The following is a 24152-nucleotide window of genomic DNA, read 5'->3' on the forward strand; positions in this document are numbered from 1 at the left end:
CGTCGCCACGGTCCCCGAGGCGGACGATGCAGACCCTTTGCCGAGAGGACTTGATGGTGTTGGCTTCCAAGCGCGTGCTCACCGGGACGCTGGCCGCCGTGGTCGCGGCCACCGGACTCCTCACCGGGTGCGACCAGGGCTCCCAGTCCCGCGCCGCGGCGATCGTCGACGGCCAGCCCATCCTCGAGTCCGACGTGCAGACCGCGGCCCGCGAGTTCAACGGCGGATCCTCGCAGGTCACGCAGCCGGTGCAGCCCGCCAACGTCGTCAGCCTGCTGACCTTCGGCCGCTACGTCCTGCCCGCCGTGCAGCAGTCCGGCAAGGGCGTGTCCGACGACGCCGCCAGGAAGCTGCTGGACAAGGTCGAGAACCCGTCCCGGTCCACGCTCGACTTCGTCCGCACGGCGCTCGCCCTCAACAGCATGGACCCCGCCACCGAGGAGAAGGTCGTCCAGCAGCTGAAGCAGGCCGACATCGAGCTCAACCCGCGCTACGGCTCGCTCGACCGCAAGACCCTGCAGATCGGGCCCGAGACCCGCAACTGGCTCGTGGCGGACGCGGCCGGTGCGCCCAGCCCCGCGCCGACCCCGGCTCCCGCACCCTGACATGACGACGACCGACGAGGTCGAGCGGCCCCGCCCCGGCGAGCGGTTGCTCGACCTCGTGGCCGTCATGGACCGGCTCCGCTCCCCGGGCGGCTGCCCGTGGGACGCCGAGCAGACCCACGAGAGCCTCGCGCCGTATGCCGTGGAGGAGGCGCACGAGCTCGCCGACGCCATCGCCTCCGGCGACCGTGAGCACCTGGTCGAGGAGCTGGGGGACGTGCTGCTCCAGGTGGCCTTCCACGCCAGGGTCGGTCAGGAGCACGCCACCGAGCCGTTCGACGTGGACGACGTCGCGGACGCGATCATCACCAAGCTCCAACGGCGCCACCCCCACGTCTTCGCGGACGCGGTGGTGTCGGGTGCCGCCGACGTCGAGGCCGGCTGGGAGGCCATCAAGGCCCTCGAGAAGCCCGACCGGACCGGCCTGCTCGACGGCATCCCCGCGTCCCTGCCGGCGCTCGCCCTGGCGGCCAAGACGGCCTCGCGGCTCGAGCGGACCGGACGGGGCGAGCTGCTCGCCGCCGCCGCTGCGCCGCAGCCTGACGACGTCGGGGCCGCCCTGCTGGCCCTCGTCCTCGACGCCCGGGGTCGGGGCATCGACGCCGAGCAGGCCCTGCGGGGCACCGTCCTGCGCCTCGCCGCGACGGCCGACGGCGACGCCTGAGCGCCCTGCGAGAGGCCGGCGAGGGGCTGACCGGACGGCATACGGCAGGTGCCTGTCCACCGCTCGGACGACGGCACGGTTGGCCGCAGACCCCGGCGCGCCCCCTGCGGCGCACGGGATAGGCTCGAGCCGCACCGCTCACCATCGATCAGGAGAGTACTTGTGGCCAACATCGAAGCAGTAGGCGCACGCGAGATCCTCGACTCGCGTGGCAACCCCACCGTCGAGGTCGAGGTCGCCCTGGAGGACGGCACCATCGCGCGTGCCGCCGTCCCGTCCGGCGCCTCCACCGGAGCGTTCGAGGCCGTGGAGCGTCGTGACGGCGACAAGGGTCGCTACCTCGGCAAGGGCGTCGAGGACGCCGTCAACGCCGTGCTGGACGAGATCGCCCCGCGGGTCCTCGGCTACGAGGCGACCGAGCAGCGCCTCGTCGACAACGAGATGCTGTCCCTCGACGGCACCGACAACAAGGGCTCGCTCGGCGCCAACGCGATCCTCGGCGTCTCCCTCGCCGTCGCCAAGGCCGCCGCCGAGTCGGCCGGTCTGCCGCTGTTCCGCTACGTCGGCGGCCCCAACGCCCACGTCCTGCCCGTCCCGATGATGAACATCCTCAACGGTGGGTCGCACGCCGACTCCAACGTCGACATCCAGGAGTTCATGATCGCCCCCATCGGCGCGCCCTCCTTCAAGGAGGCCCTGCGCTGGGGCGCCGAGGTCTACCACGCCCTCAAGTCCGTGCTCAAGGAGCGCGGCCTGGCCACCGGTCTCGGCGACGAGGGCGGCTTCGCCCCCAACCTCGAGTCCAACCGCGCCGCGCTGGACCTCATCCTCGACGCCATCCGTGCCGCGGGCTACGAGCCCGGCAAGGACATCGCCCTGGCGCTCGACGTCGCGGCGTCCGAGTTCTACCAGGACGGTTCCTACGCCTTCGAGGGCGGCAGCAAGTCGGCCGACGAGATGATCGCCTACTACGCCGAGCTCGTCGCGGCCTACCCCCTCGTCTCCATCGAGGACCCGCTCAACGAGGACGACTGGGACGGCTGGAAGTCCATCACCGAGCAGCTCGGCGACAAGGTCCAGCTGGTCGGCGACGACCTGTTCGTCACCAACCCCGAGCGGCTGCAGCGCGGCATCTCCACCGACACCGCCAACGCCCTGCTGGTCAAGGTCAACCAGATCGGCTCGCTCACCGAGACGCTGGACGCCGTCGACCTGGCCCACCGCAACGGCTACCGCTGCATGATGTCGCACCGGTCCGGCGAGACCGAGGACGTCACCATCGCCGACCTGGCCGTCGCCACCAACTGCGGCCAGATCAAGACCGGTGCCCCGGCCCGGTCCGAGCGCGTCGCCAAGTACAACCAGCTCCTGCGCATCGAGGAGGAGCTCGACGACGCGGCCGTCTACGCCGGTGCGGGCGCGTTCCCGCGCTTCAAGGGCGCCAGCGCCTAGTCTGGAGCACATGCCATCCAGCACCTCCCGAGGAGGGACGTCACGCCCCGCGCGACGTCCCTCCTCCGGTGCTGCCGCGGGTTCGTCCCGGCGCCCGGCCGGTGCCGGCGACCGGCAGCGTCGGCCCGCGGAGGGTCCTCGTCGCCGCGTCGGTGAGGGTGGCGGCGTCGGGGGATCCGGCGGGCCGGGCGGCCCGCGAGGGACCGGTGGCTCACGAGGAGCGGGTGGGCCTCGCGGCCGGATGCGACCGGCCACGGTGCGGCGCCTGCTGGGCCTCGCGGCCATCGTCGTGATGCTCGCGATCATGCTCGTCCCCACCCTGCGTCGCTATCTCGAGCAGCGCGACCAGATCGCGACCCTCGAGCACTCCATCGTCGAGCAGCAGCGCCAGGTCGACGACCTGATGCGCGAACGCGCCAAGTGGGACGACCAGGCCTTCCTCGAGCAGCAGATCCGCTCCCGGCTGCACTTCGTCAAGCCTGGCGAGACGTCCTACACCGTGCTCGACCCGCAGACGGGCCGGCGCACCTCGGTGGACGCCCAGGTGGTCGGGGTCGACCTGGAGGCGCAGCAGGTCCCGTGGTACTCCAAGGTCTGGACCTCCCTGTCCAGCGCGGACCGCCTCGGCCTCGACCCGACGGTGGCCCCGGCCGAGGGTGGCCCGACGCCCACGCCGCAGCCCACGATCTCGGACACCCCCCGCCCCGGCTCCACCCCGTCCGGCAGCGCCCCCGGCGGCCGCACCTCGCCCGGTGCCTCGCCCACGCGCTGACGCCGGGCTCCCGACATACCTCTCCTCCCGAAGGCCAAGGCCACCGCATGAGCAACGAGTCCACCACGCCCGCACCGGGTCTCACCGACGAGGACGCCGCAGCGGTCCACGCCCAGCTCGGGCGCGAGGCGCGCGGCGTCGTCGAGGTCGCCCACCGCTGCCCGTGCGGACGTCCTGACGTCCTGCGCACCCTGCCGAGGCTGCCGGACGGCACGCCGTTCCCGACCACCTACTACGCCACCTGCCCACGGCTGACCGGTGCCCTGTCGACCCTCGAGGCGCAGGGCGTGATGCGCGAGATGAGCGAACGCCTCCGGGACGACGAGGCGCTGGCGGGCGCCTACCGGCGGGCGCACGAGGCCTACCTCGCCGACCGCGCCGAGCTGGGCTCGGTCCCCGAGATCGACGGCATCTCGGCCGGGGGCATGCCCACCCGCGTCAAGTGCCTGCACGTCCTCGCCGGTCACGCGCTGGCCGCCGGGCCCGGCGTCAACCCCTTGGGGGACGAGGCCGTCGAGGCCGTGGGGGAGTGGTGGGCCCCCGGACCCTGCGTCGCCCCCACCGAGGACGGCTGGGAGCGCCGGTGACCGACGGGGCCGTTCGTCGCGTCGCGGCCGTGGACTGCGGGACCAACTCCATCCGCCTGCTGGTCGCGGACGTCGAGGTCGCCGGGCCTGATGGGCCTGCGGCGCCTGCCGTCGGCGCGCTGCACGACGTGGTCCGCCGCATGGAGGTCGTCCGTCTCGGCGAGGGGGTCGACCGGACCGGGCGCATCTCCGAGGCCGCCATGGAGCGGGCTCTCGGACGGTCGCGCGAGTATGCCGAGCAGTGCGCCGACCTCAGCGTCTCGGCCGTGCGCTTCGTGGCGACCTCGGCCGCCCGCGACGCCGGCAACGAGGAAGACTTCGCGGCCGGGGTGAGAGCCGCCTTCGCCGAGCACGGGCACGACGGCGTCGTCCCCGAGGTGATCACCGGCGACGAGGAGGCCGAGCTGTCCTTCCTCGGCGCGACGGGTGACCTGGCGGCAGCCGGTATCCCCGGCCCCTACCTCGTCGTCGACCTCGGCGGCGGGTCCACCGAGCTGGTGCGCGGGACGGCTGAGGGTGCCGTCGAGGCGGCGCGGTCGGTCGACATGGGATGCGTGCGGCACGCCGAGCGCTACCTGCACCACGACCCGCCGACGGCCGACGAGCTCGCCGCCGCCCTGGCGGAGGTCGACCGGCAGCTCGACCTGGCCTGCAGCACGGTCGAGCTCGCCGGCGTGCGCACGCTGGTCGGCGTCGCCGGCACCGTGACGACGGTGACCGCGCACGCGATGGGGCTCGCGGCATACGACCCCGAGGTCATCCACCTGTCCCGGCTCCCTGCCGACGTGGTCCGCGCCGCCTGCGCGGACCTGGTGCACCTGGACCGACCGAGCCGAGCGGCGCTGCCGTTCATGCACCCGGGCCGCGTCGACGTCATCGGGCCCGGGGCCCTGATCTGGGGCCGGATCGTCGAGCGCGTCGTGGGGGCGGGCGCCGACGACCTCGTCGTCTCCTCCGAGCACGACATCCTCGACGGCGTCTGCCTGCGCCTGGCGGGTTCGGTCGACTGACCGAGGGAGGCCGGCCACGGGCCTACACTGGGGGGAGCACGTGCTCCGGGGTCGGTGCAATTCCGAGCCGGCGGTGACAGTCCGCGACCCGACCACCTCTTGAGGTGGGCGGTTGACCTGGTGGAACTCCAGGACCGACGGTGAAAGTCCGGATGGGAGGCAGCACGCGGCGCCTCGTCGGCGCCCGCTCCGGTCGTCGCGACCGGGTCGGAGCCGCACCTGGCGCACGTCCGTCGACCGACGGTGACCCCGGCGCAGCCACGCAGCAACGGCACGGGAGTCGACCGGAGGTGAGGATGACCCGACACGCGCGGCACACCTGGCTGGCGCCGCTGGCGCTCGGCGCGGTCCTGCTGGCCGTCTGGGAGCTGGTCGCGGCCTACGGCGGTCTGCCCGCCTTCCTCCTGCCCGGCCCGGTCGACGTGGCGACGCGGCTGGTGGGCATGCTCAGTGGACCCGTGGTGTGGCCCTATGTCGCGCTCACCCTCGCCGAGGCCCTCGGGGGCTGCGCGCTCGGCGCGGCGGTCGCGCTGCCGCTGGCCGTGCTGATCCACCGCTCGCGCTGGGTCGGTGCCGCCGTCACCCCCTTCCTCGGCGCCACCCAGGCGATCCCCGCCATCGCGCTCGCGCCGCTGCTGGTGCTCTGGGTCGGCTACGGCCTGACCGCGATCGTGGCGCTGTGCTCGCTCATGGTGTTCTTTCCCATCCTCATCTCCTCGGTCGTCGGCCTCACCCACGTGCCGCACGAGGTGGCCGACGCCGCCCGGATCGACGGCGCCGGCAGCTGGGACCTGCTGCGCCACGTCGAGGCCCCCCTGGCGCTCCCCAACGTCCTCGCCGGGCTGCGCAACGGCTTCACCCTGTCGGTGACCGGGGCGGTCGTGGGCGAGATGGTCATGGGCGGCGAGGGACTCGGCACCCTGCTCACCCTGCAGCGCGACGCCGTCGACACCGCCGGCATGGTCGCCGTCATCGTCATGCTGTGCGCCATCGCGGCCTCGGCATACACCCTGCTCCTGGTCGTCGAGCGACGCTCCTCGATCGTCGCCGACGTCCGCGAGACCCCGCGCGGCTGACCTCGAACCGTCCCCACCCCCCATCAGCCACCCCCCGCAGCACCCCTCGAGAGGACCACTCCCCGTGACCATCACCCGCCGATCCCTGCTCACCGCCGCCGGACTCACCTCGGTGCTGGCGCTGGCCGCGTGCGGCGGCGGCAGCGGCAGCGGCAGCGATCAGGTGGTCCGGTCGTCCACCGCTGCCACCCCCGCCGGCAGCAGCGCCGGGGGTGGCAAGGCCACGGTGGGCCTGACCTACATCCCCAACATCCAGTTCGCGCCGTTCTACGTGGGGATCGAGCAGGGCTACTTCCGCAAGCGGGGGGCCGACGTCGCGGTGCGGCACCACGGCGCGCAGGAGGGGCTGTTCACCGCGATCGCCTCCGGGCAGGAGGACCTCGTGATCGCGGGGGGCGACGAGATGATCGAGGCGCGGGCCAAGGGCCTGGACCTCGTCGCGGTCGCCTCCTACTACCGGCGGTACCCCGTCGAGCTGATCGTCCCGGCCGACTCCCCGATCAAGACGCCAGCCGACCTCAAGGGCCGGTCCCTCGGGGTTCCCGGGCGGTATGGCGAGAGCTGGCTCGGGGCCCTGGCGATGTTCAAGGCCGCCGGGATCACCGACCAGGACGTGCGGGTCACCGAGATCGGCTACACCAGCCAGGCCGCGCTCGCGACCGACAAGGTCGACGCCGTCATGGGCTATGCCAACAACGACACCGTGCAGATGCGGCTCGCGGGGCTCGACGTGCGCTCGATCCCGCTCACCGCGACCGGTGAGGTCCCGCTCGTGTCCATCTCGCTCGTCACGACGAGGAAATATCTGCAGGCCAACCCGGCGCGGGTGCGCGCGGTGGCCGACGGCATGCTCGACGGCATCCAGACGATGGCCTCCGACCCGGAGCAGACCATCAAGGACTCGTCGCGGCACGTGCCCAACCTCGCGGACGCCAAGGCCGCCACCGCGGCCCGCGCCACGCTGGACGCCACGGTCAAGGTGATGCTCACCAAGGACGGGGCGGTCAGCGGTCGGCTGGACCCGGCGCAGTGGGCGTCGATGACGGCGTTCATGCGCTCGCAGGGCCTCATCGCCAAGGACGTCCCCGCCGCCGATGCGGTGGCGGCGGGCTACGTCTCGCGCTGACGCGACCTGCCGCGGACGTGAGGCCGTCAACGCGGCCGGTGGGGGCCTCGAGGCCCAGCTGGCCCGCAAGGCCTCCGGCGGCTCACTGTTCCGCGAGCCGCAGATCAACGCCTGGTATGCCGTCAAGGGCGATCGCGTGCTGCCACTCAACGACGAGGCGCGGGCAGCCGTCGGTGCCGGCATGGCGCTGCGCGACTACCAGCGCACCGTGCACGCCAAGTACGCCGACAAGCTGCCGGGCTCCGGCTACGACCGGTCCGGCACCGCAGGCGGATTCGCGGCGGGCGGGGCGCCGGCAGCGGCCCAGCCCACGGCCGCGGAGCCTGTGGCCGTGCAGCCCGCGGCGCAGAGGTCAGCCCAGCCGTCCGACTCGCCCGCGCCGATGGTGGCCGTTGGTCTGGGGCTGGGGTTGGTGGCCGCGGCCGGTGCGGTGGTGGCCGCAGCCCGTCGCCTTCGCACCCACGCCTGACCCGACCGGCGGTCGCCGACCACAGCGTCGGGCAGCCTGCCACGAGTCAGCCCTGGTCACGAAGGGCCGTCCCGCCGTCGCGGGGCGGCCCTTCGTCATGCGCCGACGGTCCGGCATACCGACGACGAAGGTGCAGGTGCCGAACGACGCCACGAGAGCGGACCGTGCCTATCCCGCTGTGGACACTAGTGCGCATGGCGCGGTAGTGTGCGACGTGGAAGAAGGGGGTGCCCATGGAGACCACTCAGCTCGTCAAGGGCGTGCTGGATCTCGCTGTCCTGGCGGTGGTGGCACGCGAGGACGGCTACGGCTACGACGTCGTCCGGCGCATCCGGGCGGCGGGGCTCGAGGACGTGGGGGAGGCCAGCGTCTACGGCACGCTTCGCCGGCTCTTCGCGGCCGGCGCGCTGACGTCCTACGTCGTGCCGAGCGACGAGGGCCCGCACCGCAAGTACTACGGCATCACCGGCGAGGGGCGCGCGATCCTCGAGCGCCAGGGCAAGACCTGGCGGACCTTCGCCGGGACCATGAACGACCTGCTCAAGGATGCGGAGGCAGTGGCATGAGCGACACGATCGTGCTGGGCGACAACGAGATCCGCGACTACGTGGCGCGGGTGAGGCGGGCGCTGGACGACCTGCGCGCCGACGACGTCGACGAGCTGACCTCCGGCATGGAGGCCGACCTGGCCGAGATCCGTTCCGAGGCAGGCTCGCTCGTCGCCCGCCTTGGCGAGCCCGAGACCTACGCCGCCGAGCTGCGCGCCGCTGCCGGCCTGCCCCCACGATCCGCCGTGGCCTCCCGCACCAGGGGGATGCGGGAGGCCACGGCTACCGTGCGGGAGTCGTATGACGCTGCGCTGCAACGGCATCCGTGGCTGCGTCACCCGCGCGACTATGTCAGGACGCTCCACCCGGCGTGGTGGCTGCTGCGGGCCTTCCTCGCCGTGTGGTGCATCAACGCGATGCTGGGCCTGGGGCAGGTGGCGAGCGTGCTGCTGCTCCTCGCCGCCGTGCCCCTGAGCGTGTGGATCGGCTGGCGCGGCAGGGGGGTGCCCAGGGCTGCTCGGTTGGCGATCGGCCTGGCCAACACGATCGCCGTGGTCGCCTCGCTGGTATTCGGGGCGCAGCTGGTCGAGCGGTTCTACGGGGACGGGAACTACCTGCCGGCCGTGTACTCCCAGCCTGCGGCGCCGTCCGGACTGTCCAGGGAAGGTGTCGAGGTGGCCAACGTCTTCGTCTACGACGAGCAGGGCAACCCGGTTCCGCGGGCCCGGCTCTTCGACGAGGGCGGAAGCCCTTTGATCGTGCGGCCGCACGACGTGCAGGACCGGATCGCCTCCGTCGACAGCTATGGGCAGGCGCAGCGCAACGTCGTCCCCCGCAGCCTGCCGAGCACCGACGCCTGGCACCCCACCCAAGAACAGCTCGACGCCGAGGAGTACGCCTGGCGGCCGCCGGCCACCCTGCCGCCGCTGCTGCCCGTGCAGCCGGCGCCGACCGCCACCCCGTCGCCCGGCGCCAGCTCGGCGGCCGGTTCGAACCCGACGTCAAGCCTGAGCGCGACCCTTGGCCCGAGTGTGACGTCCAGCCCGAGCAGGCCGGGCGGTCCGAGCGGCGGCCCGACCATGACCTCCGGGCCCTCGACCGCACCTACGTCGACCGCCACGGCCCCGACGCCCACCCCGACCGGGACGACGACCCCCTGAGCGCGTCCGAAGCTGACCACTCGGCGGGGTCCCTCCTCGCCGAGTGGTCGGTCATGGGCGGGGTGTGGGTCGGTAAGTGACCGGTCGGCGGGGTGGGGTGGCATCCTGCGGGGCATGGACCTGCTCCTCCCGCACCCCGGCACCGGCGACCTCCACCCGTCGCCGGTGCCGCCGGGCACCGGCTGGCCGGGGGATCCCTCGCGGCCCCGCACCCCGCGTGCCGCAGCCCCGGAGGACGTCATACGGCTGGCCGGGTCGGCCCGGACCCTGGACCAGCTCGACGCGAGAGTGGCTGTCTGCCAGGCCTGCCCGCGGCTCGTCGCGTGGCGCGAGAGCGTCGCGGAGACCAAGCGGGCGGCGTTCGCCGACCAGCCCTACTGGGGCCGCCCGGCGCCGGGGTGGGGCGACCCGCACCCGCGCGCGCTGATCGTCGGGCTCGCCCCCGCCGCCCACGGGGCCAACCGGACCGGCCGGATCTTCACCGGGGACCGCAGCGGGGACTGGCTGTATGCCGCGCTCCACCGCGCGGGCCTGGCCAGCCAGCCCACCAGCGTGCACGCGGCAGACGGCCTCCAGCTGCACGGCGTGCGCATCACGGCCCCGGTGCACTGCGCGCCCCCGGACAACCAGCCCTCGACCCTGGAGAAGGCCACCTGCGCACCGTGGCTGGATCGTGAGATCACCCTCGTGGAGCGCGATCTCGAGAGCCTGCTCGCCCTCGGCGGCATCGGCTGGGCGCAGGCGATCGGCGCCGCGAGACGACTCGGCTGGACCGTGCCGCGTCCCGCGCCGAAGTTCGGCCACGGCGCCGAGGCCACCCTGATCACCGCGCGGGGCAAGGAGATCCGCCTCGTGGGGTGCTATCACGTCAGCCAGCAGAACACCTTCACCGGCCGCCTGACCGAGACGATGCTCGACGAGGTGATCGCTCGGCTGTGACCCCGAGCAGGGTGCTGCCCCCGGGTGATGGGGCCGGGGGCAGCGGGGGATGGGCGAGCAGGTCAGTGGGCGAGGGCGTGCTCCTCCTGCGTGCCCTCGTGGACGGGGAGGGGCGAGACCGGCAGCGGCTCGAACCGCGAGGTGAAGAACCGCAGCGTCGGAGACTCGTAGACGAACCGCAGACCGCGGATCGATGCGCGCCGCTGCCAGACGGCGATCACGGCGTCGGCGACGACGTCCATGTGGGCGTTGGTGTAGACGCGCCGGGGGATCGTCAGCCGGACGAGCTCGAGCTTGGGGTGGTTGTGCTCGCCGGTCTTGGTGCGGCCGGCCGAGACGATGCCGCGCTCCATGGCGCGCACCCCGGACTCGACGTAGATCTCGGCGGCGAGCGACTGGGCCGGGAGCTCGTCCTGGGGGACGTGGGGCAGGAAGGCACGCGCGTCGAGGAACACCGCGTGGCCGCCGATGGGCTGCACCACGGGGATGCCCGCCTCGATCAGACGCTCGCCGAGGTAGCGCACCTGGCCGATGCGGTGGGCGAGGTAGTCGTCGTCCAGCGCCTCGCGCAGGCCGACGGCCATGGCCTCCAGGTCGCGACCGGCCAGCCCGCCATACGTCGGCATGCCCTCGTAGAGGACGACGAGCTCGCGGGCCTTGATCAGGATGTCCTCGTCGCGCATGGCGAGGAAGCCGCCGATGTTGACCAGGCAGTCCTTCTTGCCGGACATGGTCAGGCCGTCGAAGTGGGACAGCATCTCCTTGGCGATCTGCGCGCAGGGCGTGTCGGCGTAGCCCTCCTCGCGCTGCTGGATGAAGTAGGCGTTCTCGGCGAGGCGGGTCGCGTCGGACCACATGATGATGCCGTGCTCGTCGCAGATCTCGCGGACGGCCCTGATGTTGGCCATGGAGACGGGCTGGCCGCCGGCCATGTTCACGGTGACCGCGACGTTGACGTAGGCGATCTGGTCGGCGCCCACCTCGTCGATCAGGGCGCGGAGCTTGTCGAGGTCGACGTTGCCCTTGAAGGGGTGGATCGCGGAGGGGTCGTGGGCCTCGTCGATGATGACGTCGTGGAAGGTCGCGCCGGCCAGCTCCTGGTGGGCGCGGGTGGTCGTGAAGTACATGTTGCCGGGCACGTGCTGGCCGGGCGTGATGAGGATCTGGGAGATGAGGTGCTCGGCGCCGCGGCCCTGGTGGGTGGGGCAGGTGTAGGGGAACCCGTAGAACTCCTCGACGGCGTTCCACAGGTTGTCGAAGGACCGCGCCCCGGCGTAGGCCTCGTCGCCCAGCATCATGGCGCTCCACTGCGCGTCGCTCATCGCGGAGGTGCCCGAGTAGGTGAGCAGGTCGATGTAGCAGTCCTTGCTCTTGAGCAGGAAGGTGTTGTGGCCGGCGGCCCGGATCGCCTCCTCGCGCTCGGCGCGGGTCGTCATGTGCAGGGGCTCGACCATCTTGATGCGATACGGCTCGGCGTTGACCACGGAGCTCACCTTCCTCGTCTCTGGTTGCGTCCTGGTTGCGTGCCGCCCACGCTGCTCCTGGGGCAGTCGCTACGCAACCCAGGCGGGTCCGGGCGCACAGAGTGTTCAATGTGCCGAGCAATCAGCCGTATGACGTGGGCAGTGTGACCATAAGTCACGGCGCGCGGTCGACAACAGCGAGTCCGCGACGGCCGACCTCAGGGTCTTCGGGAGGCGACGCGAGGGGACCTCCGGCGCGGTTTCGTTAAATCGTTCAAACGTTTCATCGCGGGTGACCGCACGGCGTGGACCTGCGACAAGATCGGGGGGTCCCGCTCCGGGCAGGTGCGGAGGTGATTAGATTCATAGGTGCGTGGCCCAGGCCGCGCAGCGATGACAACGGCGTCTTCGCACGACACCCTGACGTCCGCCATCACCGCAAGGAAGGCACCACATGCCCCATCCTGTCGATCCGACGACGACCGACGCCTGGCGCGAGCTCACCGACGCGCGCGACGACCTGGAGCCCGACCTGCGTGGCTGGTTCGCCGCCGACCCCGACCGGGCGCGCCGCCTGAGCCTGGACGCCGGTGACCTGCACGTCGACCTGTCCAAGAATCTCGTCGACGACCGGATCCTCGCCGAGCTGGTCCGCCTGGGCGAGCAGGTGGGGCTGATCGAGCGTCGCGACGCGATGTTCGGCGGCGAGCGCATCAACGTCACCGAGAAGCGTGCGGTCCTGCACACCGCTCTGCGGGCCCCCGAGGGCACGGTCGTGGAGCTCGAGGGTCACGACGTCGTCCCGGACGTCCACGCCGAGCTGGCCAAGGTCTACGCCTTCGCCGACGAGGTGCGCTCGGGACGCTGGACCGGCGTGACCGGTCGCCGCATCAAGAACGTCGTCAACATCGGCATCGGTGGCTCGGACCTCGGCCCGGTCATGGCCTACGAGGCGCTGAAGCCGTTCGGGCAGGAGGGGCTGGAGCTGCGCTTCATCTCCAACATCGATCCCACCGACGTCCACGAGAAGACCGCCTACCTCGACCCCGAGGAGACGCTGTTCATCGTCGCGTCCAAGACCTTCACGACGCTCGAGACCCTCACCAACGCCCGCCTCGCCAAGAAGTGGCTGCTGGACGGCTTGGCCGAGCGCGGCGCCATCCGCGAGGGCGACAGCGACCAGGCGCTCTCGGCGATCGCGCAGCACTTCGTCGCCGTGTCGACGGCGCTGGACAAGGTCAGCGAGTTCGGGATCGACCCGGCCAACGCCTTCGGGTTCTGGGACTGGGTGGGCGGTCGCTACTCCGTCGACTCCGCCATCGGCACCTCGCTCGCCGTGGCCATCGGTCCGGAGCGGTTCGCCGAGCTCCTCGCCGGCATGCACACGATGGACGAGCACTTCCGCACCACCCCGCTGGAGCGCAACGTCCCCGCGGTCATGGGCCTGCTCAACATCTGGAACTCCAACTTCCTCGGCGCCCACACGCACGCCGTGCTGCCCTACGCGCAGTACCTCCACTGCTTCCCGGCCTACCTCCAGCAGCTCACCATGGAGTCCAACGGCAAGAGCGTGCGGTATGACGGCACGCCCGTCACGACCGAGACCGGCGAGATCTGGTGGGGCGAGCCCGGCACCAACGGCCAGCACGCGTTTTACCAGCTCATCCACCAGGGCACCCGCCTCGTGCCGGCGGACTTCATCGCGTTCGCCAACCCGTCGCACCCCCTCAAGGACGGCGCCCAGGACGTCCATGAGCTGTTCCTCGCCAACTTCCTCGCCCAGACCGCGGCGCTCGCCTTCGGCAAGACCGCCGAGGAGGTCCGCGCCGAGGGGACCGAGGAGGCGCTCGTCCCCGCCCGCGTGTTCGAGGGCAACCGGCCCACCACCTCGATCATGGCGCCCGCCCTCACCCCGTCCACCCTCGGCCAGCTGATCGCGCTCTACGAGCACATCACCTTCGTCGAGGGCGTCGTGTGGGGCATCGACTCGTTCGACCAGTGGGGCGTCGAGCTCGGCAAGAAGCTCGCCAAGGAGGTCGGCCCGGCCATCGAGGGCGACGCCGACGCCCTGGCCGCGCAGGACCCGTCCACGCAGGGGCTCATCGAGTACTACCGCGAGCACCGCACCAGCTGAGGGGCCACAGACCGAGGGGCACAGACTGAGGGGCACTGACCTGGCTCCGGCACGACGCCGCAGCCACGAGAAGCGGGCCGACCCGAGGGGGCGGCCCGCTTCTCGGCATACGACCTGGTCGCGCTCTAGTCTGGGCCTGCCCTCGTAGCCCAACGGCAGAGGCAGGCGACTTAAAATCGCTCGAGTGCGGGTTCGAGTCCCGTCGGGGGCACGAGACGTGAACCGTCCGACCCAGCCGGGTGCGAGCCGCGCGTGAGAAGGACGCCGCCTGTCGGGAACATTTCCGGCCGCTGTGGCGTCATGCTGAGAGAGACCGTCGCCACGAGCGTGACGGCCCGATCACTGGGAGAGACCACGATGAGCAACCCGATCTTCGATCGCGTCGACCGGGAGGCGCAGCGCGGCTACGCCGGCTTCGGCCAGCAGCGCACGCCCGACCTGTCCGCAGGCCAGCTGCAGGACATGTATGCCGCGCCGCCGGTCATCCCCGCGCACGAGCGCCGCCTCACGCTGGACGACGTGATGATGAAGGCCCTGCTGCTGTTCGGCATCGTCATCGGCGTGGGCGCCGTCAGCTGGTACGCCTCGGCCCTGATGCCCGCCACCAGCCTCGTCCTGCTCTTCGGCGGGATGATCGGCACGCTGGTCCTCGGCCTCGTCATCGCCTTCAAGAAGGCCATCAGCGTCCCGCTGATCGTGACCTACGCCGTGCTGGAAGGTGCCTTCGTCGGCGCCCTCAGCCAGAACTTCGAGCGGGCCTACGACGGTGCCGTCCCGACCGCCATCCTCGCGACGCTCTGCGTCTTCGGCGCGATGTTCGCGGGCTGGAAGGGCGGCTTCATCAAGGTCACCGACAAGTTCCGCCGCATGATGGGCATGGCGCTCATCGGCTACGCGATCTTCGCCCTCATCAACCTCGGCGCCGCGCTCCTGGGCGTCGGCGGCGGCTGGGGCTTCGGTGGCAGCGGTCCGATCGGCATCGGGATCTCGCTGTTCGCGACCGGCCTCGCGGCCTTCACCCTCGCGCTCGACTTCGACTCGATCGACAACGCCGTCCGCTCCGGCGCCCCGGAGAAGTACTCCTGGCTGCTGGCGCACGGTCTCGTCGTGACCGTCGTCTGGCTCTACATCGAGATGCTTCGCCTCATCGGGCGCTTCCGCGACTGAGCATGACCGCGATCCCTGACGAGGTCAGGGTCGAGCTGGAGCGCGTGGTCCGGCGGTGGCAGCAGCTGCCGCTGGACCACGCGCTTCGCGCGTCCGGACCGGTGCGCGAGCTCGCCCAGGCCCTGGCCGACGAGGTGGCCGACGCCGAGGCGCGACCCCGCGAGACGCTGCCCGAGCTCGGCCCGGCGACCCTGCTGCACCAGCTCCAGGTGTGCACCTACGACGCCGCCCGCCTGCACCCCGAGGGGCGGCAGTCGGGCGGCATACGGACGCTCGCGGAGCGTCTCGCGCAGGTGCGGCGCGAGATCAGCTGAGGCGCTCGTAGATGATGGCCATGCCCTGGCCGCCACCCACGCACATCGTCTCCAGGCCGTAGGTCAGGTCGCGGGCCTGCAGCGAGTGCAGCAGCGTCGTGGTGATGCGCGCGCCGGTCGACCCGAAGGGGTGGCCGAGCGCGATGGCGCCGCCGTTGACGTTGAGCTTGTCGAGGTCCATGCCGAGGTCGTCGGCGCTCGGGAGCACCTGCGCGGCGAAGGCCTCGTTGATCTCGTATAGGTCCAGGTCCCCGATGGTCATGCCGGCGCGGGCCAGGGCCTGGCGGGACGCCTCGACGGGGCCGAGGCCCATGATCTCGGGGGACAGGGCGCTGACGCCCGTGGAGACGATCCGGGCGAGCGGGGTCAGGCCCAGCTCCTTGGCCTTGTCGGCGGCCATCACGACCACGGCCGCGGCGCCGTCGTTGAGCGGGCAGCAGTTGCCGGCCGTGACCGTGCCGTTCTCGCGAAAGACCGGCTGCAGGGTCTGGACCTTGTCGAGGGTGACGCCGGCGCGGGGGCCGTCGTCGGTGGAGACGACCGTGCCGTCCGGCAGGGTGACCGGCGTGATCTCCTCGGCGAAGAAGCCGCTCTTGATGGCCTCCTCGGCGAGGTTCTGCGAACGGACGCCCCACTCGTCCTGACGCTCGCGCGAGACGCCGCGCAGGGTCGCGACGTTCTCGGCGGTCTGGCCCATCGTCAGGTAGACGTCGGGCAGCAGGCCCTCCTCGCGGGGGTCGCTCCAGGTGGTGTTGTCCTGGGCGATGCGCTTCATGCGCTCCTCGGCGTCCTTGAAGCGGGGGTTCTTGTCGCCGTCGTCCGAGCCGCCGGCACCGGCGAAGTTCTTGTAGCGGGAGACGCACTCGACGCCGCCGGAGACGAACACCTCGCCCTCGCCCGCGCGGATCGCGTGGAAGGCCATGCGGGTCGTCTGCACGGAGCTGGCGCAGAACCGGTTGACGGTCGCGGCGGGCACGTGGTCGAGGTCGGCGAGGATCGCGACGACGCGGGCCATGTTGGCGCCGTGCTCGCCGGACGGCTCGGCGCAGCCGAGGTAGAGGTCGTCGATGAGCGAGCGGTCCAGGCCGGGGACCTTGTCGAGCGCGGCCCGCACGACGTGGGCGGCGAGGTCGTCCGGGCGGACGTCCTTGAGCGAGCCCTTGAAGGCCCGGCCGATCGGGGTCCGTGCGGTCGAGACGATGACGGCGTCCTGCATGCGGCACTCCTTCGTGTCGTGCGGGTTAACTACCCGCAGGTATGCCGAGAGGTTAGCCCGGCTGCGGCTCGTCGGTCACGCTCGCGCCAGGCGGGGTGGCCGACGTCACCTGGGGTCGCCGCAGCCGGCCCACGTCCGGGCGGCGCAGTCGACGCAGCACGGCGCGACGGGTGCGCGTGGTCCGCGACAGGCCCCCGCCGGTGTCCTCCGTCTCGGCCTCGGCGCTCACCTCGGTGCCCGGGTGGGCGACGGCGTGGACGGCGGCCACGTGCAGCGGTCCGACGCCCTCGCCGCGCGACACCTCCAGGGGGCGGTCCGACTCGGGCCACAGGCCGAGCGCGGACGCGACGGACGGCAGGATCGCCGACGCCGCCCGGGCGTAGCCCGCCGCCGAGGGGTGGAACTGGTCCTTGGAGAACATCAGCGCCGGCTCGGCGAGGAAGTCCGGACCGATGAGGTCGCCGAGCGACACCGTGCGGGCGCCCGCCTCGACGGCGGCCACCGTCTGCGCGGCCGCGAAGTCCCGCGACCACCGGCTGACGAGCCACCGCAGCGGCTGGGGGAGGGGCTCGACCGTGCCGAGGTCGGGGCAGGTGCCGACGATGACGGTGGCGCCGCGCGACCGCAGCACCGTGATGGTCTCGGCGAGGTGTCCCACGGCCTCGGGCACGTCCTTGCGGTGGGTCACGTCGTTGCCACCGACGACCACGACCACGACGTGCGGCTCGGGCGCGCGGGCCAGGAGGTCCTCGAGCTGGGCGGGCAGGTCGGTCGACTCGGCGCCCACGACGGCGGCGTTGGTGAGACGGACCGGCCGCCCGGCGATCGCGGAGATGCCGTGGGCCAGGGTGGCGCCGATCGTCTGGCGGCGGTGGTCGACGCCGAGCCCTGCGGCCAGCGAGTCGCCCAGCACGCCGAGCTCGATGGGGTCGCCGAGGCCGGCGCCATAGACGTCGGAGTCCGGCGGCGCGGTCTCGAAGGGCTTGCCCACGACCCGCCGCACCATGCGCGCCTCGACCTTGAGGATGCCGTAGCCGGCCGCCCCCACCCCCGCCGCCCCGGCGAGGCCGTAGCCCCCGCCCCGCGCGATCCTCGTCCCCAGACCCAGTGTCCCCACCTCGTTCGCCGCGTCGATGTCCCTTCAAGGGTAAGCAAACTCGGTTACCTGTCGGTAATGCCCGAGGCGCATCACCTGGCTTCTCCGAGTTCGGCTTCCGTTCACGTCAGGGTGGCCGCGGTGATGCTCGGCACGAGTCGAATGGACGTCTGGCGCAGGCGACTCCCGCTGCTGCGCCGACGACGTGCAGGGGGCCCCGATGGACAGCGACGCACCTCCGCGCCGCCCTGACGAGCACGTCGCGGTCCTGCCGGGCTGGTGGACCACGGTGCAGCAGGCCGAGCAGCAGGCGCTGCAGCTGACGCGCGGCACCGACGTGGTCACTGCGGCCACCCATGTCGTCGACGGCATCGCCCTCGTGACCGCGCAGGTCGTGGGTCCGCACCGGTGGTCCAGCGCCTCGCACCGCGACCACGACCGCTGGGCCGTCATGGCGCGCGACGCCGTCGCCGACCACGAGGCGCGGTATGGCGGGCGGCTGTTCGTGTTTCCCGGCCAGTGCACCCTCGCGGGGGCGATGACGGCGGGGCGGGTGCTGGCGGAGACCGTGATCGACGAGCTCGTCGTCCCCGGCCACCCCGGCCGGATCGACCCCGAGGCCCGGATCGAGGGCCTGGACTTCGTGCGGCCGGTCTATCGCCAGGGGCAGGTCGTCCTGACGTTGCGCCCGATCGGGCCGGGTCTGTTCACCCCGTTCGAGCGGCCGCGGACGGCCGGGGCGCTGCGCCCGAGCATCTGACGCGCCGGAGCATCTGACGCGCCGGAGCGTCTGACGCACCCGACCGCTCGGCGCGCGGGAGGGGCCGACGGTCGACGTGGGGCCACGGGGCCTGCCCAGGTTCGTCCCCCTTTGCCAGACTGCCAGGACACGCCCGATCGAGGAGGATCCATGGCAGACGAGCTCGTCCGCGTCGACCGCACCGGCGACGTCACGACGGTGACGATGACCAGCCCGAGGCAGCGCAACGCCCTGTCGGTCGACATGATGCGCGCGCTGCGCGACGCCCTCGCCGAGGCGGGCAGCACCGACACCCTCGCGGTGGTGCTGGCCGCGGAGGGCCCGGTGTTCAGCGCCGGCCACAGCTTCCGCGACATGGTGGGAGCCACGTCCGAGGACGTCACCGAGCTGTTCGAGCTGTGCACGTCGCTGATGGACACCGTCCAGGCCATGCCGCAGCCCGTGATCGCCCGCGTGCACGCCCTCGCCACGGCCGCCGGCTGCCAGCTCGTCGCGACCTGCGACCTGGCGGTGGCGGCCGAGACGGCGGGCTTCGCGCTGCCGGGAGGCCGCGGCGGGTTGTTCTGCCACACCCCGCTGGTGGCGGTGGCGCGCAACGTCGGTCGCAAGCGCGCCCTCGAGATGGCCCTGTCCGGCGACGTCGTGGACGCGGGCACCGCCCTGGAGTGGGGTCTGGTCAACGCGGTCGTCCCCGAGGACGAGCTGGACGAGGCGGTGGCCGCCCTGGTCGCTCGCGTCACCCGTGGCAGCGCCGCCCAGCGCGCCGCAGGCAAGAGGCTCTTCTACGCCCAGGTCGGCCGGGACCAGTCCGAGGCCTATGCGATGGCGATCGCCGCGATGGCGGACGGCGCGGTGGGGGTCGACGGCCAGGAGGGCATGACCGCCTTCCTGGAGAAGCGGCACCCTCGCTTCACCAGCACCCCGCAGGGTTGATCGGCCGCCTGGGTCTGGACACGTCAGGCCGGACCCCTCAGGTTCGACAGCTCTGGCCCGTCAGGTCAGGCCCGACGGCTGAGCGTCGACGGCTCAGGCCCGGCGGCTCAGACGCGCAGGTCGAGGAGCATGGTCTCGGCCGTGCCGTCGTGCCCCACCGTGCGATAGCCGAGCCGGCCATAGAGGTTGACCGCCTCGTTGCCGTCCTCCACCGACAGGCTGGCTCCGGCATACCCCGCGGTCCGGAGCCGGTCGGCGAGCCGCTCAAGCAGGGCTCGTCCGACCCCCTCGCGGCGGTAGTCCTCGAACACCGTGACGCTCACCTCGGGCACGGTGTCGGCGACGTAGCCGTAGCCCGGGTCCTGCGCCGAGAACGTCCGGGCCCAGGCGACGCCGACGGTCTCGGTGCGCGTCTGGGCGACCACGCCGAGGTCGCCGCCGCGGTGCCCGAAGTCGGCGAAGTAGTGCGCCAGCCGGGGGTTCTCGCGGACCTCCGCACGGCTGGTGCGGTGCCGCAGCCAGTTGACGTTGACCCACGTGGCGACCTCGAGGAGCTCCTCGTCGGCGGTCGTGGCGTCGCGCCACTCCAGCTCGTCCAGCAGGGAGGTCGGGTCAGGCTGCGGGGCGTCGTCCATGGCGCGCACGATAGCCGAGGGTTCAGGCCCCTCCGCGCTGCAGCATGACGAACTCCCGCGGCGAGTAGCCCGTCGCCGTGCGGAAGTCGCGCGAGAAGTGCGCCTGGTCGGCGTACCCCAGGTCGGCGGCCACGTCGGCGAGGCTGCCCTCGTGGTGACGCAACCGGTCGGCCGCCTCGTGCAGCCGGCGACGACGGACGAGCCACAGCGGGGTGAGCCCTAGCCGGCGCTCGGTGAGGCGCTGCAGCGTCCGCTCGGACAGGCCCACCCGCTCGCACAGCTGGGTGACCGTGAGGACCGAGCCGTCCTCCTCGACGGTGCGGACGACGTCGTTCACCAACCGGTCCTCGACGTCCGGAGGGCCCAGGCGGGCGACCCGGTCCTCCACCAGCCGGCGGCCGACGGCGTGGGCTGCCTCGTCGCTCGGGTCCTCGCTCATCACGGCTCGCAGCGCCTCGGGCAGGTCCCCGAGCAACGGGACGGTGGCCAGGTCGACATACCGGTCGGTGATCCCGCTGACCGGCCCACCCAGGAGCGGCGTGCCGGCGGCGGGTGCGAGCATCACGCCGAAGGCCCACCCGCGTCCCTCCAGGACCGTGATCGACAGGCCTCGCCGCGGGCCGACGAACCGTGCGTAGACCGGCGACACGACGGCCAGGGTGACGGGGTACTGCAGGACCTTCTGCTCCCGGCGCCCTCGCTTGGGCCGCTCGGGCCGGTCGGGCTGGTCGGAGTGGTCGGGCTGGTCGGGATCCTCCGGCACGTCCCACACCGGCACCCAGTAGCGCCTGATCCAGCCCTGCAGCGCGTCCGGCGGGAGATAGCGGCTGATCACGAAGCTGTCGTCCGCCGGGTCGCGCAGGTGCGCCCGGTCGATGTCGTCGGTCGCCCGGCCCGGCTGTCGGGAATCGTCAAGACGGCCCATGCCCGCCGAGCCTAGCGTCGGGGTGTCCGGTCCAGACGTGCCCCGCCGTCTCGACTCCCCATCTGCCGAGGAGGCCCTCATGACCACCACCACCCACCCGACCACCAGGACCGACGACAACCCCACCCTCGCGAGCTGGCGGCAGCACGCCGAGCCCTTCACGGCGGTCGTCGTGGCGGCGACCGACTGGGACGCCGCCAGCCCGTGCGAGGGATGGACCGCCACCGACGTGGTGGATCACGTCGTCCAGACGGAGCGGGACTTCGTCGAGGGATGCGGCCTTTCCCTGCCGGTCACCGCCGAGGGATCCCCGGCCGACCGGTGGGCCGCGCACGAGACGGCCGTGGCCGCGCTGCTGGCGGACCCGGCCGTGGGGGACCAGGCGTTCGACGGCCACTTCGGCCCCACGACCGTGGGCGCCACCCTCACCCGCTTCTACGGCTTCGACCTGCTGGTGCACCGCTGGGACATTTCACGCTCCCAGGGCCGCGACGAGGTCCTCACGGATGCCGAGCTCGACGAGATCGACGCCGCCGTGGACGGATTCGGCGAGCACGCCTACGCACCCGGCATCTTCGCCCGACCCGTCGAGGTGCCCGAGGGGGCGGACCGGTGTGCCCGCGTCCTGGCGCGGACGGGCCGCCGAGCCTGAACCCGAGCCTCACCCGGTCCATGGTGTGCGCCGAGGGCTACGATTGCGCACATGACGACGATCGCCGCGCGAGAGCTGCGCAACCACACCGGCGCGCTCCTCGCCCGCGTCGCGGCGGGTGAGCGACTCACCATCACCCACCGCGGCGAGCCCGTGGCCGAGCTGACCCGGCCGGGACGTCGTCGTCGTGGCTACCTCCAGCGGGACGAGGTCCTTGCCGTCCTGGCACCCGGGCGGGGAGGGTCCTGGACGCAGGACCAGGCCTGGATCGGCGCAGGCAGCACCGACGACCTCGGTCCGATCCGGTGACAGCGGCGGGCCTGCTGGACACGAGCGTCTGGATCGCCGGCGAGGTCGGGCGCCCCGTCACCGCCGAGGCACTGCCCGAGCGCTCGTACGTCTCCGTGATCACCGTCGCGGAGATCGAGGCCGGCGTCCTCGCAGCCGGCGACGTCGAGACCCGAGCCGCACGCATGGCGACGGCCACGGCGCTCGCCATGGTCGAGGCGCTCCCGGTCGACGAGGCGGTGGCGCGGGAGTGGGCGCGGATGCGCGTCCTGCTCCGTGACGCCGGACGACGCGTCAACGTCAACGACCTCTGGATCGCAGCCACCGCCCGGGCCAACGACCTGCCCGTCTACACCCAGGATGATGACTTCGACGTGCTGGGCGAGGTCTGCGGGATCCGGGTGGTGCGCGTCTGACCCGTGGTCGGCAGTGGCCGCGTCTCGGTCAGGCGCGGGGCGGCTCGACGGTCGTCTGGGCGGGCAGGTCGTCCGAGGAGACCAGGCCGACGGGGCAGGTGTAGCCGTTGGGCCCGTGGTTGCAGTAGCCGCCGGGGTTCTTGTGGAGGTACTGCTGGTGGTAGTCCTCGGCGAAGTAGAACGGGCCCGCGTCCTCGGCCGAGCGCAGCTCCGTCGTCACGTGGCCGTGGCCGCGCGAGGTGAGCAGCCCGTCGAAGGCGTCGCACGCCGCGCGGGCCTGGGCCTCCTGCAGGGGGGTGGTCCAGTAGATCGCCGAGCGGTACTGCGTGCCGATGTCGTTGCCCTGGCGGTTGGCGGTCGTGGGGTCGTGGTTCTCCATGAGGGTGGCGACGATCCGGTCGGCGCCGACCTGCGCCGGGTCGTAGGCCACGAGCACCATCTCGGTGTGCCCCGTGCGACCGCTGCACGTCTCCTCGTAGGTCGGGTTGGGGGTGAACCCGCCCATGTAGCCCACCGCGGTGCCGACCACGCCGGGCAGCTTCCAGAAGATGCGCTCCAGCCCCCAGAAGCACCCGCCCGCGACATACAGGATCTCGGCGGGGGAGCCGCCGGCGGTGGTCCAGGGACCGGTGAGCGGGGCATCGAGGACCGTATGACGGGCCGCCAGCCCGCCCATCGGGGTGTCGCGCCCGGGCAGGGCCTCGGCGGGGGTGACCATCACGGGGGTGGAACGACCGAAGATCATCCCCCCATCCTCCCACGCTCAGTGCGGGGCGTCGGGCGCTGCCGCGGGGATGGGACGCCGCAGCCGCTCGCGGATGTCGATGAGCGCCTTGGCGTGCTCCTGCAGGGCGAGGTCCTCGGGGCGCTGGGGGTTCCACGAGCGGACGTGCTGCTTGTGGCCGTCCTCGTCGAGGGCCACGAGCACCATGGTGCAGTGCGTCGTCGTGCGCATCTCGCCGGTGCGCGGGTTGCCCGATCGCACGTGCACGGACACGTGCATGCTGGAGTGGCCGGTGTAGATGAGGCGGGCCTCCACCTCGACCACGTCCCCGATGAGAAGGGGGCGGTAGAAGCGGACGCCGCCGGCGTAGACCGCGATCACGCTGCCGCGGTGCCAGCGCTCGGCCACCAGCGTCCCCGCCTCGTCGATCCACCGCATGACGATGCCGCCGTGGACCTTGCCGCCCCAGTTGACGTCGGTCGGCGCCGCCATGAAGCGCAAGGTCTCGCGGCAGGCGTCCGTGTCGTCGGTGTAGCGCTGGCGCTCCATGTCGGCCTCGATGGCCCGGCGACCCTCGATGCGGCTCTGCGCGAGGGCCTGCTGCTCGCGCTCCCAGTCGTCCTCGGGCACGAACTCCGGCACCGCCGCCGGTCGCCCGTCCTCACCCATCGAGACGAAGACCAGCAGGCACTGGGTGTTGATCGTGAGCGTCCCGTCGCGCGGGTCGCCGGACGAGACGGTCGCCACGATGTGCATCGACGAGCGCCCGGTGTGGACCACGCGGGACTGCACCTCCACCAGGTCCCCGACCTCGACGGGGCGGGTGAAGTGGATGTTGCCGACATACGCCGTCACGCAGTAGGTGCCGGACCACCCTGCGGCACAGGCATATCCGGACTTGTCGATCCACTCCAGCATGCGGCCGCCGCCCACCCGGTCGCGGACGTTGCCGTCGGTCGGTGCCGCCATGAAGCGGAGGGTCACGCTGCGCTGGGTGCCGGGCATGGCCCCAGGCTAGTGA

27 protein-coding genes, 1 tRNA gene and 1 riboswitch are annotated in these 24152 nt (G+C 72.4%); of the genes, 21 read left to right on the forward strand and 7 right to left on the reverse strand.

Annotation, left to right across the window (positions count from 1 at the left end; all coding sequences use genetic code 11):
- Nucleotides 1-53 precede the first annotated feature (53 nt).
- The 12 genes from K313_RS0109005 to K313_RS0109060 all read left to right on the forward strand — a co-directional run bounded on the left by K313_RS0109005 (nucleotide 54) and on the right by K313_RS0109060 (nucleotide 10408).
- Nucleotides 54-605, forward strand: coding sequence for a hypothetical protein (locus K313_RS0109005; protein ID WP_019285473.1), 552 nt, complete (start codon nucleotides 54-56; stop codon nucleotides 603-605).
- Between the two features lies 1 nt (nucleotide 606).
- A complete protein-coding gene (locus tag K313_RS0109010; protein ID WP_019285474.1) occupies nucleotides 607-1269 on the forward strand; it encodes a nucleoside triphosphate pyrophosphohydrolase in 663 nt (220 codons plus the stop codon).
- A gap of 162 nt (nucleotides 1270-1431) precedes the next feature.
- Nucleotides 1432-2721 (forward strand): phosphopyruvate hydratase, encoded by a 1290-nt coding sequence (gene eno, locus K313_RS0109015; RefSeq protein ID WP_029211342.1) that lies wholly within the window; start codon nucleotides 1432-1434, stop codon nucleotides 2719-2721.
- Between the two features lie 241 nt (nucleotides 2722-2962).
- Entirely contained in the window at nucleotides 2963-3493 is a 531-nt protein-coding gene (locus tag K313_RS22310) for an FtsB family cell division protein (RefSeq protein ID WP_019285476.1), read from the forward strand.
- 47 nt (nucleotides 3494-3540) lie between these two features.
- Nucleotides 3541-4080 (forward strand): DUF501 domain-containing protein, encoded by a 540-nt coding sequence (locus tag K313_RS0109025; RefSeq protein ID WP_019285477.1) that lies wholly within the window; start codon nucleotides 3541-3543, stop codon nucleotides 4078-4080.
- Nucleotides 4077-5090, forward strand: a complete 1014-nt coding sequence (locus tag K313_RS0109030; RefSeq protein ID WP_029211343.1) for a Ppx/GppA phosphatase family protein — start codon at nucleotides 4077-4079, stop codon at nucleotides 5088-5090. Before K313_RS0109025 ends, K313_RS0109030 begins: the two co-directional genes overlap by 4 nt.
- 37 nt (nucleotides 5091-5127) lie before the next feature.
- A riboswitch (FMN riboswitch) is annotated at nucleotides 5128-5259 on the forward strand.
- Nucleotides 5260-5386: 127 nt separating this feature from the next.
- Nucleotides 5387-6166: an ABC transporter permease gene (locus K313_RS0109035; protein ID WP_029211344.1), complete on the forward strand. Its 780-nt coding sequence runs from the start codon at nucleotides 5387-5389 to the stop codon at nucleotides 6164-6166.
- 64 nt (nucleotides 6167-6230) lie between these two features.
- The gene (locus K313_RS0109040) at nucleotides 6231-7292 is read left to right on the forward strand and encodes an ABC transporter substrate-binding protein (RefSeq protein ID WP_029211345.1); all 1062 of its coding nucleotides are present in this window, start codon (nucleotides 6231-6233) and stop codon (nucleotides 7290-7292) included.
- On the forward strand, nucleotides 7261-7761 hold the full coding sequence (locus tag K313_RS22315; RefSeq protein ID WP_029211346.1) for a hypothetical protein: 501 nt from the start codon (nucleotides 7261-7263) through the stop codon (nucleotides 7759-7761). The genes K313_RS0109040 and K313_RS22315 overlap by 32 nt, the downstream gene beginning before the upstream one ends.
- Nucleotides 7762-7994: 233 nt before the next feature.
- The gene (locus K313_RS0109050; RefSeq protein WP_019285481.1) at nucleotides 7995-8327 is read left to right on the forward strand and encodes a PadR family transcriptional regulator; all 333 of its coding nucleotides are present in this window, start codon (nucleotides 7995-7997) and stop codon (nucleotides 8325-8327) included.
- Nucleotides 8324-9469: an HAAS signaling domain-containing protein gene (locus K313_RS0109055; RefSeq protein ID WP_029211347.1), complete on the forward strand. Its 1146-nt coding sequence runs from the start codon at nucleotides 8324-8326 to the stop codon at nucleotides 9467-9469. The genes K313_RS0109050 and K313_RS0109055 overlap by 4 nt, the downstream gene beginning before the upstream one ends.
- Nucleotides 9470-9583: 114 nt before the next feature.
- Complete coding sequence (locus tag K313_RS0109060; protein WP_029211348.1) at nucleotides 9584-10408, forward strand: uracil-DNA glycosylase; 825 nt, start codon at nucleotides 9584-9586, stop codon at nucleotides 10406-10408.
- Nucleotides 10409-10470: 62 nt separating this feature from the next.
- On the opposite strand, the gene K313_RS0109065 is transcribed toward K313_RS0109060, so the two are convergent.
- Nucleotides 10471-11901 (reverse strand): tyrosine phenol-lyase, encoded by a 1431-nt coding sequence (locus K313_RS0109065; RefSeq protein ID WP_029211349.1) that lies wholly within the window; start codon nucleotides 11899-11901, stop codon nucleotides 10471-10473.
- A 424-nt stretch (nucleotides 11902-12325) separates the two neighbouring features.
- Here K313_RS0109065 and pgi point away from each other — a divergent pair, with 424 nt between their 5' ends.
- The 4 genes from pgi (at nucleotide 12326) to K313_RS0109085 (ending at nucleotide 15486) form a co-directional block, all read left to right on the forward strand.
- A complete protein-coding gene (gene pgi / locus K313_RS0109070) occupies nucleotides 12326-14005 on the forward strand; it encodes a glucose-6-phosphate isomerase (RefSeq protein ID WP_029211350.1) in 1680 nt (559 codons plus the stop codon).
- Nucleotides 14006-14143: 138 nt separating this feature from the next.
- Nucleotides 14144-14216, forward strand: a tRNA-Leu gene (locus K313_RS0109075).
- Between the two features lie 146 nt (nucleotides 14217-14362).
- Nucleotides 14363-15172: a Bax inhibitor-1/YccA family protein gene (locus K313_RS0109080; protein WP_029211351.1), complete on the forward strand. Its 810-nt coding sequence runs from the start codon at nucleotides 14363-14365 to the stop codon at nucleotides 15170-15172.
- A gap of 2 nt (nucleotides 15173-15174) precedes the next feature.
- Nucleotides 15175-15486: a hypothetical protein gene (locus K313_RS0109085; RefSeq protein WP_029211352.1), complete on the forward strand. Its 312-nt coding sequence runs from the start codon at nucleotides 15175-15177 to the stop codon at nucleotides 15484-15486.
- Here K313_RS0109085 and K313_RS0109090 read toward each other — a convergent pair.
- Together K313_RS0109090 and K313_RS0109095 are read right to left on the reverse strand one after the other, a co-directional pair.
- Entirely contained in the window at nucleotides 15479-16702 is a 1224-nt protein-coding gene (locus tag K313_RS0109090; protein ID WP_019285487.1) for an acetyl-CoA C-acetyltransferase, read from the reverse strand. The genes K313_RS0109085 and K313_RS0109090 overlap by 8 nt on opposite strands.
- A gap of 52 nt (nucleotides 16703-16754) precedes the next feature.
- A complete protein-coding gene (locus K313_RS0109095) occupies nucleotides 16755-17819 on the reverse strand; it encodes an SGNH/GDSL hydrolase family protein (protein ID WP_029211353.1) in 1065 nt (354 codons plus the stop codon).
- A 199-nt stretch (nucleotides 17820-18018) separates the two neighbouring features.
- Between K313_RS0109095 and K313_RS22320 the strand changes: the two genes are divergently transcribed.
- Together K313_RS22320 and K313_RS0109105 are read left to right on the forward strand one after the other, a co-directional pair.
- Nucleotides 18019-18558, forward strand: a complete 540-nt coding sequence (locus K313_RS22320; protein WP_029211354.1) for a hypothetical protein — start codon at nucleotides 18019-18021, stop codon at nucleotides 18556-18558.
- A 150-nt stretch (nucleotides 18559-18708) separates the two neighbouring features.
- Complete coding sequence (locus tag K313_RS0109105) at nucleotides 18709-19491, forward strand: enoyl-CoA hydratase-related protein (protein WP_019285489.1); 783 nt, start codon at nucleotides 18709-18711, stop codon at nucleotides 19489-19491.
- Nucleotides 19492-19598: 107 nt separating this feature from the next.
- On the opposite strand, the gene K313_RS0109110 is transcribed toward K313_RS0109105, so the two are convergent.
- Together K313_RS0109110 and K313_RS0109115 are read right to left on the reverse strand one after the other, a co-directional pair.
- Nucleotides 19599-20126: a GNAT family N-acetyltransferase gene (locus K313_RS0109110; RefSeq protein ID WP_019285490.1), complete on the reverse strand. Its 528-nt coding sequence runs from the start codon at nucleotides 20124-20126 to the stop codon at nucleotides 19599-19601.
- A gap of 22 nt (nucleotides 20127-20148) precedes the next feature.
- A complete protein-coding gene (locus K313_RS0109115) occupies nucleotides 20149-21051 on the reverse strand; it encodes a helix-turn-helix transcriptional regulator (RefSeq protein ID WP_029211355.1) in 903 nt (300 codons plus the stop codon).
- Between the two features lie 79 nt (nucleotides 21052-21130).
- On the opposite strand from K313_RS0109115, the gene K313_RS0109120 reads away from it, so the two are divergent.
- From K313_RS0109120 to K313_RS0109130, 3 genes are read left to right on the forward strand one after another with little or no spacing between them, the layout of a single operon-like run.
- Nucleotides 21131-21703 carry a maleylpyruvate isomerase N-terminal domain-containing protein gene (locus tag K313_RS0109120; protein WP_029211356.1) on the forward strand — a complete coding sequence of 191 codons (573 nt, stop codon included), beginning with the start codon at nucleotides 21131-21133 and terminating at the stop codon, nucleotides 21701-21703.
- A gap of 51 nt (nucleotides 21704-21754) precedes the next feature.
- Entirely contained in the window at nucleotides 21755-22012 is a 258-nt protein-coding gene (locus K313_RS0109125; protein WP_029211357.1) for a type II toxin-antitoxin system Phd/YefM family antitoxin, read from the forward strand.
- Nucleotides 22009-22407, forward strand: a complete 399-nt coding sequence (locus K313_RS0109130) for a PIN domain-containing protein (RefSeq protein WP_051274071.1) — start codon at nucleotides 22009-22011, stop codon at nucleotides 22405-22407. The genes K313_RS0109125 and K313_RS0109130 overlap by 4 nt, the downstream gene beginning before the upstream one ends.
- Nucleotides 22408-22435: 28 nt before the next feature.
- Here K313_RS0109130 and msrA read toward each other — a convergent pair whose 3' ends face one another.
- Together msrA and K313_RS0109140 are read right to left on the reverse strand one after the other, a co-directional pair.
- The gene (gene msrA, locus K313_RS0109135; protein WP_019285494.1) at nucleotides 22436-23152 is read right to left on the reverse strand and encodes a peptide-methionine (S)-S-oxide reductase MsrA; all 717 of its coding nucleotides are present in this window, start codon (nucleotides 23150-23152) and stop codon (nucleotides 22436-22438) included.
- 18 nt (nucleotides 23153-23170) lie between these two features.
- Complete coding sequence (locus K313_RS0109140; protein WP_029211359.1) at nucleotides 23171-24136, reverse strand: acyl-CoA thioesterase; 966 nt, start codon at nucleotides 24134-24136, stop codon at nucleotides 23171-23173.
- Nucleotides 24137-24152: the final 16 nt, after the last annotated feature.

Source organism: Arsenicicoccus bolidensis DSM 15745 (genome assembly GCF_000426385.1).
Taxonomy (GTDB): Bacteria; Actinomycetota; Actinomycetes; order Actinomycetales; family Dermatophilaceae; genus Arsenicicoccus; species Arsenicicoccus bolidensis.

Coding starts and splice junctions, on each gene's coding strand:
- K313_RS0109005 (WP_019285473.1), top strand. CDS start 54: ATGGTGTTGGCTTCCAAGCGCGTGCTCACCGGGACGCTGGCCGCCGTG.
- K313_RS0109010 (WP_019285474.1), top strand. CDS start 607: ATGACGACGACCGACGAGGTCGAGCGGCCCCGCCCCGGCGAGCGGTTG.
- K313_RS22310 (WP_019285476.1), top strand. CDS start 2,963: ATGCGACCGGCCACGGTGCGGCGCCTGCTGGGCCTCGCGGCCATCGTC.
- K313_RS0109025 (WP_019285477.1), top strand. CDS start 3,541: ATGAGCAACGAGTCCACCACGCCCGCACCGGGTCTCACCGACGAGGAC.
- K313_RS0109035 (WP_029211344.1), top strand. CDS start 5,387: ATGACCCGACACGCGCGGCACACCTGGCTGGCGCCGCTGGCGCTCGGC.
- K313_RS22315 (WP_029211346.1), top strand. CDS start 7,261: ATGCGGTGGCGGCGGGCTACGTCTCGCGCTGACGCGACCTGCCGCGGA.
- K313_RS0109050 (WP_019285481.1), top strand. CDS start 7,995: ATGGAGACCACTCAGCTCGTCAAGGGCGTGCTGGATCTCGCTGTCCTG.
- K313_RS0109055 (WP_029211347.1), top strand. CDS start 8,324: ATGAGCGACACGATCGTGCTGGGCGACAACGAGATCCGCGACTACGTG.
- K313_RS0109060 (WP_029211348.1), top strand. CDS start 9,584: ATGGACCTGCTCCTCCCGCACCCCGGCACCGGCGACCTCCACCCGTCG.
- pgi (WP_029211350.1), top strand. CDS start 12,326: ATGCCCCATCCTGTCGATCCGACGACGACCGACGCCTGGCGCGAGCTC.
- K313_RS0109080 (WP_029211351.1), top strand. CDS start 14,363: ATGAGCAACCCGATCTTCGATCGCGTCGACCGGGAGGCGCAGCGCGGC.
- K313_RS0109085 (WP_029211352.1), top strand. CDS start 15,175: ATGACCGCGATCCCTGACGAGGTCAGGGTCGAGCTGGAGCGCGTGGTC.
- K313_RS0109090 (WP_019285487.1), bottom strand. CDS start 16,702: ATGCAGGACGCCGTCATCGTCTCGACCGCACGGACCCCGATCGGCCGG.
- K313_RS22320 (WP_029211354.1), top strand. CDS start 18,019: ATGGACAGCGACGCACCTCCGCGCCGCCCTGACGAGCACGTCGCGGTC.
- K313_RS0109105 (WP_019285489.1), top strand. CDS start 18,709: ATGGCAGACGAGCTCGTCCGCGTCGACCGCACCGGCGACGTCACGACG.
- K313_RS0109110 (WP_019285490.1), bottom strand. CDS start 20,126: ATGGACGACGCCCCGCAGCCTGACCCGACCTCCCTGCTGGACGAGCTG.
- K313_RS0109115 (WP_029211355.1), bottom strand. CDS start 21,051: ATGGGCCGTCTTGACGATTCCCGACAGCCGGGCCGGGCGACCGACGAC.
- K313_RS0109120 (WP_029211356.1), top strand. CDS start 21,131: ATGACCACCACCACCCACCCGACCACCAGGACCGACGACAACCCCACC.
- K313_RS0109125 (WP_029211357.1), top strand. CDS start 21,755: ATGACGACGATCGCCGCGCGAGAGCTGCGCAACCACACCGGCGCGCTC.
- msrA (WP_019285494.1), bottom strand. CDS start 23,152: ATGATCTTCGGTCGTTCCACCCCCGTGATGGTCACCCCCGCCGAGGCC.
- K313_RS0109140 (WP_029211359.1), bottom strand. CDS start 24,136: ATGCCCGGCACCCAGCGCAGCGTGACCCTCCGCTTCATGGCGGCACCG.